The sequence below is a fragment of the Stenotrophomonas pictorum JCM 9942 genome, from assembly GCF_001310775.1.
Classification (GTDB): domain Bacteria; phylum Pseudomonadota; class Gammaproteobacteria; order Xanthomonadales; family Xanthomonadaceae; genus Stenotrophomonas; species Stenotrophomonas pictorum.
The window spans coordinates 1-1,238 of the sequence record NZ_BAZI01000591.1; the positions used below are offsets into that span (position 1 = coordinate 1).

At 63.9% G+C, this 1,238-nt stretch carries 1 protein-coding gene; it reads left to right on the forward strand.

What is annotated here, in order from left to right; all coding sequences use genetic code 11:
* Window positions 1–1,120: IS1182 family transposase (locus JCM9942_RS16305; RefSeq protein ID WP_054660902.1), on the forward strand; the 1,120-nt coding region annotated here is incomplete at its 5' end.
* Window positions 1,121–1,238 lie beyond the last annotated feature (118 nt).

The window sequence follows — 1,238 nt, forward strand, 5'->3', positions numbered from 1 at the left end:
GGAGGTGCATTTGAACTTGGCCTACCGCTGGTTCTGTCGGTTGGGGCTGGAGGATGCAGTGCCGGACCATTCGACCTTTTCAAAGAACCGGCATGGACGGTTCCGCAACAGCGACACGCTGCGCTTCGTGTTCGAGAAGGTGCTGGAGCGCTGCTTGGCTGAGGGCCTGGTCGGAGGCGAAGGCTTCGCCATCGATGCCAGCGTCATCAAGGCCGACGCAAACCGCCAGCGCGGTGTCCCGGGCAGCGATGCCAGCTGGGACCGGGAGTCGTCGCTCACGCGCCCGGTACGCGAGTACCTGGAAGCGCTGGACGCCGCAGAGGAAGCGCGTAAGCCTCCGAAGAACGTGTCGCTCACCGACCCGGCCGCGCAGTGGACCGCCGCGCCCGGCGGCCCGGCGTTTTACGCCTATTCGACCAACTACCTGATCGACACCAAGGCCGGCGTCATCCTCGACGTCGAGGCCACGCCCGCACACCGCACGAACGAGGTGAACGCCACCAAGGTCATGGTGGATCGCGTCGAGGAACGGTTCGAGATCAAGCCGACGCATCTGATCGGCGATACGGCCTACGGCACCGCCGAGATGCTGGGCTGGATGGTGGACGAGAAAGCGATCGAACCGCACGTTCCGGTGTGGGACAAGGCCGAGCGCAAGGATGGTTCGCTGGGACGTTCCGACTTCCGCTGGGAGGCCGAAGCCGACGAATATCGCTGCCCACAGGGCAAGCCGTTGCGCTCAACTGGCAAGCCTACGGCGGACGACACGCTGATCTATCGCAGCAGCGTCTACGACTGTGCCGGCTGCGAGCTCAAGTCGCGATGCTGCCCCAACACCACGCATCGGAAGATCGCCCGCCAGGTCAACGAATCCGCACGCGACGTGGCCCGCCAGTTGGCATCAACACCTCGATACGCACGATCGCGGCGACATCGAAAGAAGGTCGAGATGCTGTTCGCACACCTCAAGCGCATCCTGCGGCTGGATCGCTTGCGGCTTCGGGGCCTGAAAGGTGCCCGCGACGAGTTCCTGTTGGCGGCGACTGCGCAAAATCTGCGAAGAATGGCGGCGTGGTTGATGCCGAAAGGCCCGGAAGCAGGAATTGCGGTGCCGATCTAAGGCATGGGGCGCTTGCGCGCCCCCATTTGCTTCATTGCGGATCGAACAAATCCGCTTCCGGCTGCCTGGTCACGTGACGCCCCTGCTCCGGGACCGAGTTTTTCAACAGAATAGGCCG